The organism is Blastomonas sp., assembly GCF_041747255.1.
In the GTDB taxonomy this organism is placed as follows: Bacteria; Pseudomonadota; Alphaproteobacteria; order Sphingomonadales; family Sphingomonadaceae; genus Blastomonas.
The window spans coordinates 1-5,362 of record NZ_JBGTFM010000033.1 but is presented as its reverse complement, the minus strand read 5'-3'; the positions used below and the strand labels follow the sequence as shown (position 1 = coordinate 5,362).

Annotated in this window: 5 protein-coding genes; 4 read left to right on the top strand and 1 reads right to left on the bottom strand. The window is 61.3% G+C overall.

Annotated elements, in window-relative coordinates; genetic code table 11:
* The first annotated feature begins 365 nt into the window (after positions 1 to 365).
* The 4 genes from rpsA to ACEW8G_RS01185 all read left to right on the top strand — a co-directional run bounded on the left by rpsA (position 366) and on the right by ACEW8G_RS01185 (position 4,519).
* Positions 366 to 2,078: a 30S ribosomal protein S1 gene (gene rpsA, locus ACEW8G_RS01200; protein WP_373486626.1), complete on the top strand. Its 1,713-nt coding sequence runs from the start codon at positions 366 to 368 to the stop codon at positions 2,076 to 2,078.
* Between the two features lie 310 nt (positions 2,079 to 2,388).
* Entirely contained in the window at positions 2,389 to 2,670 is a 282-nt protein-coding gene (locus ACEW8G_RS01195) for an integration host factor subunit beta (RefSeq protein WP_373486625.1), read from the top strand.
* Positions 2,671 to 3,245: 575 nt separating this feature from the next.
* Positions 3,246 to 3,800, top strand: a complete 555-nt coding sequence (locus ACEW8G_RS01190) for a hypothetical protein (RefSeq protein ID WP_373486624.1) — start codon at positions 3,246 to 3,248, stop codon at positions 3,798 to 3,800.
* A 5-nt stretch (positions 3,801 to 3,805) separates the two neighbouring features.
* A complete protein-coding gene (locus tag ACEW8G_RS01185; protein ID WP_373486623.1) occupies positions 3,806 to 4,519 on the top strand; it encodes a hypothetical protein in 714 nt (237 codons plus the stop codon).
* Between the two features lie 30 nt (positions 4,520 to 4,549).
* On the opposite strand, the gene ACEW8G_RS01180 is transcribed toward ACEW8G_RS01185, so the two are convergent.
* The coding region (locus tag ACEW8G_RS01180) for a zinc-binding dehydrogenase (RefSeq protein WP_373486622.1) at positions 4,550 to 5,362 on the bottom strand (813 nt) is incomplete at its 5' end.

The following is a 5,362-nucleotide window of genomic DNA, read 5'->3' as shown; positions in this document are numbered from 1 at the left end:
CGGCCCTGGGCCGCTTCTCTTCCGCGTGCTGGTGTGGAGCCAGCGCAACGCCCCTCAGGATGCCGTTGATGCACGGCAGGCCAAGGCCAGCCTTGCCTATTGCCCAAAAGTTGGATATGGGCCGCCCGTTCTCGAACATGGTGACGAGATCGGATAGGACGGTCCAGTGTGCGCTGGCATCGTCAAGGCAGGCGGCGTCCATGCGTGACGCGCGCCAAACGAAGCGGGCAGCCGCTGACTTCCTTTATCCGCAAACAGCCATTTTCGCGGGCGTCGGCGTGGCATTCGGCCTGTCGACATTTTAGGCCAAGACCACCGGAGACAACCGGTTGGCCGGACAAATGAACTTAAGGATTATCGAATTTATGGCCACTACGGCATTTCCCAGCCGCGACGATTTCGCGGCACTTCTCGACGAATCGCTGGGCGGCGGCGCAGCAGCAGATGGCGGCTTTGAAGGCCGCGTCGTCAAGGGCACCGTAACCGCAATCGAAAATGACAAGGCGGTGATCGATGTCGGGCTGAAGTCCGAAGGCCGCGTGGCGCTGCGCGAATTCGCTGCGCCCGGTCAGGACCACGGCCTGAAGGTGGGCGATGAGGTCGAAGTTTATGTCGACCGCATCGAAAATGCCGATGGCGAAGCGATGCTGTCGCGCGACCGCGCACGCCGCGAAGCCGCATGGGACAAGCTGGAAAGCGAATTTGGCGAAGGCAAGCGCGTCGAAGGCGTGATCTTCGGCCGCGTCAAGGGCGGCTTCACGGTCGATCTTGACGGTGCCGTGGCCTTCCTGCCCGGCAGCCAGGTCGATATCCGCCCGGTGCGTGATGTCACCCCGTTGATGGACATCCCCCAGCCGTTCCAGATCCTCAAGATGGACCGTCGCCGTGGCAACATCGTTGTCTCGCGTCGTGCGGTTCTGGAAGAAACCCGCGCCGAACAGCGCAGCGGCCTGATCCTCTCGCTGGCCGAGGGCCAGATCATCGAAGGGATGGTCAAGAACATCACCGATTATGGTGCGTTCGTTGATCTGGGCGGCATTGATGGCCTGCTGCATGTCACCGACATCAGCTACAAGCGCATCAACCACCCCAGCGAAGCGATCAACATTGGCGAAACCGTCAAGGTGCAGATCATCCGTATCAACCAGGATACGCAGCGCATCTCGTTGGGCATGAAGCAGCTGGAAAGCGATCCGTGGGAAGGCGCCAGCGTCAAATATCCCATTGGCGCAAAGCTCAGCGGCGCAGTCACCAACATCACCGAATATGGTGCGTTTGTTGAGCTGGAAGCGGGCATTGAAGGTCTGGTGCACGTGTCGGAAATGTCGTGGACCAAGAAGAACGTCCACCCCGGCAAGATCGTTTCGACCAGCCAGGAAGTCGATGTCATCGTGCTCGAGGTTGATGCCGAAAAGCGCCGCATTTCGCTGGGCCTCAAGCAGGCACAGTCGAACCCCTGGGATGCGTTTGCAGACAAGCATCCCGTTGGCAGCATCGTTGAGGGCGAAGTCAAGAACGCGACCGAATTCGGTCTGTTCATCGGCCTCGACGGCGATGTCGACGGCATGGTCCACATGTCGGATATCGCGTGGGGCATTTCGGGCGAAGACGCGCTTAACCTCCACCTCAAGGGTGAGCAGGTCAAGGCCATCGTGCTCGACGTGGATGTCGAAAAGGAGCGTATCTCGCTCGGCATGAAGCAGCTTGAAAAGGGCGCTCCGGCGGTCGGCGGAACGGACACCGGCACGCTGCGCAAGAACGAAGTCGTCACCGTGACGGTGCTCGAAGTGCGCGACGGCGGCCTGGAAGTCCAGGTCGGCGACGATGGTGCCACCGGCTTCATCAAGCGCAACGACCTTGGCCGTGATCGTGACGAACAGCGCCCTGACCGCTTTCAGGTCGGGCAAAAGCTCGATGCGATGGTCACCGGCTTTGATCGTTCGCGCAAGCCCACGTTCTCGGTCAAGGCGCATCAGCTCGCTGAAGAAAAGCAGGCGGTTGCACAATATGGTTCGTCCGACTCGGGCGCATCGCTGGGTGACATTCTGGGCGCAGCGCTCAAGCAGCGCGAAGATTGATCAGAACGCACGGTCGGTAACAGCCGAGGTTCAGCCAAAAGGGGGTGTCGGCCAATCCGATGCCCCCTTTTTACTGTCAAACCTGTCATATCGCGTCACCGGCACCACAAAGGCCGTTGAAACTGCGGGCAATTTCTGACACCTTTCGAACCTAATGCCCGTCGGCGGCATTATTGCAGCCCGGTTAGGCACCGTCACTGCAAACATTCTCGAGGGGGCCAGTTGTTCACCAAGTTTGGCGCTGTGTCTGCGGACATGTCTTCGAGCTATTGCTGAGGGGGGCTCAGCAAAACATTGCAGGAGATAGGCGATGATACGATCCGAACTGCTTCAGCTTTTATCCGATGAAAACCCGGAACTGCGGCCCGACGAGATCGAGAAGGTGCTGGACATCTTTTTTACTCAGATCACCCAGCGTCTGGCTGAAGGTGGACGGGTTGAACTGCGCGGCTTCGGGGCGTTTTCAACCCGCGACCGGCAGCCACGCAAGGGGCGCAATCCGCGCACCGGCGAGGCGGTGGACGTTCCCGCCAAACGCGTGCCCTATTTCAAGCCCGGCAAGGAAATGCGCGCCCGCCTCAATGCGGATTGAGGTAGGGCATTGTTGCGACATCGGGCTTGCCCGATGGATTCAACCGCGCCTATAGGCATGAGTAGTGCGGGCGTGGCGGAACCGGTAGACGCAACGGACTTAACGGAACGAAAATTGAGTGCACGCGGGGAAACCCGCGCTGTAGAACTGCTCAAATTCGGGGAAACCTGTCACATGGCAATCCCGAGCCAAGCCTGCGCGGCAACGCGCAGGAAGGTGTAGAGACTAGACGGGCAGCACCTAAACCGCTGGATAACGGCGGCAGGGTGAAGGGATAGTCCAGACCACAAACACGCGGTCTCGTCAGCGACACCGGGTGGCGGCGAAAGCCGTAGCGGGTAAGAAAATCCGTCGGGCCTTGCCCGTGGGGGTTCGAGTCCCCCCGTCCGCACCAATATTCGCTTGGCCCGCTACGCGCAAAGGACGCGCCTATCGTGCGTCTGCCCAGCGCTATGGCGCTTTCATCGAAATCGTGCTGCGCTGTGCGCGAGGTCATCATTTGACCGGTTCCAACAGGTAAGGTAAGTAAACGACCGCTCGACGGCGGCCATGCCAACATTTCTGGAGGATGGGCAATGCACGACAGGCTGATCAGGGCCAGCGCCAAATCGCTGGCAATTGTTGCGACACTAGCGATGCTTGCGCCGATGCCCGCAGCCGCCCAGTTTGGTGGTTTGCTGCGCAATAAGCCCAGTTCGTCGGGCAAGACCCAGAGCGGATGCGATGACAGCGCGGGCAAATCGGTGGGCCGCTCGATCATCGGCGGGATGCTGGGCAGCGCCGCGCGCCGGATGGGCGGCATTGCCAGTTTCATCCCCACGCCCGAAGTCGCTGGCCTGCTGACCGATGCAATCGCGTGCAAGCTTGAGCCTGAGGAGCAGAAGCAAGCCGCAGATGCCACGCTTGAGGCGACGCGCGGCGAGGAGGTCGGCAGCACGTCGGCGTGGAGCAGCGGCAGCCGCCAGAATGTCTCGGGCACCTCCACGGTGACTGGCAAGACCGCGCTGGCCGATGGATCGACCTGCATGGATGTGAACGATGTGATCATTGTCGAGGGCGAGGAGACCAAGGTGTCCAAGCGCATGTGCAAGCGCCCCGGCTCTCCCCGCTATGAAATCGCGCAGGTTTGATGCCGGTGCGTAAACCAGTCAAATTCTGTCTTTCGGTTGCCGCGTTTGTCCTGCTCTCCGCCCAGAGCGCGGGGGGCATCGACCCGGTGAATCCGACCTGCCCCAAAAGCCCCGACTGGTCGAGCAATCGCACGATGACGCTGACGCCAACGACGCGTAACGGCGTCAAGGTGCTGCTGGCCGAAGGCGCGGTGGACCAGACCCTGCCCGACCGGTTGAAACGGGCGCTGGCGGATAATCCCGATATTGAAGAGATCTGGTTGCGCTCGCCGGGCGGCAACGCGCGCGCGGGCAATGCCGCAGGACGCATCATTCGCGGGTCACCGGGGCTGGTGACCCGCATCCCCAACGGCTGGACCTGCTTTTCGGCCTGCAATTTCGTGTTTATGGGCGGACAGCTGCGCGTGGTTGAGCGGGGCGGAAACTTCATGGTGCACATGTTCACCATGACCAATGATCGTGCCGCCATCGACCAGAGCGTGGCGCTGGGCACCGAAGAGACGGTCGAACTGATCGGTGCGATTGAACAGGAAAGCGCGCTGCTGGCCAGCGAGGACAATGATTTCCTGATCCGCATGGGCGTATCGCGCAAGCTGCTGACTGACATCATGTATCAAACAAAGGCGGTGGAGGGCGCCGGCCCGGGCGACCGCTCCACCCGCCGCTGCCTGACCCAGGCTGAATCGCTGGAGTATAACGTGGCGAACGTCCAGGAATAGGCGTTTAAGAATACGGGCACCTGCCTCCCGTCAGAACACCACGACGCTGCGGATGCTTTCGCCTGCATGCATCAGATCGAAGCCCTTATTGATCTCGTCGAGGCTTAGCACATGGGTGATCATCGGGTCGATCTCGATCTTGCCGTTCATATACCAGTCGACGATCTTGGGCACATCGGTGCGGCCCTTGGCGCCGCCGAATGCAGTGCCGCGCCAGTTGCGCCCGGTCACCAGCTGGAAGGGCCGGGTGCTGATTTCCTTGCCCGCCTCGGCCACGCCGATGATGATGCTGGTGCCCCAGCCGCGATGGCAGGCCTCGAGCGCCTGGCGCATCACGTCGGTGTTGCCGGTGCAGTCGAAGGTATAATCCGCGCCGCCATCGGTGAGCGCGACCAGATGCGCGACGATGTCGCCGTCGATGTCCTTGGGGTTGACGAAATGGGTCATTCCAAATTTTTTGCCCCATTCCTCACGCGCAGGGTTGATGTCGACCCCGACGATCAGGTTCGCGCCCGCCATCTTCGCGCCCTGCAGCACGTTGAGGCCGATGCCGCCCAAGCCAAAGACGATGATGTTGTCGCCCGGCTGCACCTTGGCGGTGTTGACCACCGCGCCGACGCCGGTCGTGACGCCGCAGCCGATATAGCAGCTGGTGTTGAACGGCGCGTCCTCGCGGATTTTGGCGAGGGCGATCTCTGGCAAGACCGTGAAGTTCGAGAAGGTCGAGCAGCCCATGTAATGAAAGATCGCTTCCCCCTTGTAGCTGAACCGGCTGGTGCCATCGGGCATCACCCCCTTGCCTTGCGTCGCGCGGATCGCGGTGCACAGGTTGGTCTTGCCCGA

What these genes read in the sequence shown, in the direction of transcription:
- ACEW8G_RS01195 (WP_373486625.1), top strand. Translation starts at nt 2,389, where the DNA reads ATGATACGATCCGAACTGCTTCAGCTTTTATCCGATGAAAACCCGGAA.
- ACEW8G_RS01190 (WP_373486624.1), top strand. Translation starts at nt 3,246, where the DNA reads ATGCACGACAGGCTGATCAGGGCCAGCGCCAAATCGCTGGCAATTGTT.
- rpsA (WP_373486626.1), top strand. Translation starts at nt 366, where the DNA reads ATGGCCACTACGGCATTTCCCAGCCGCGACGATTTCGCGGCACTTCTC.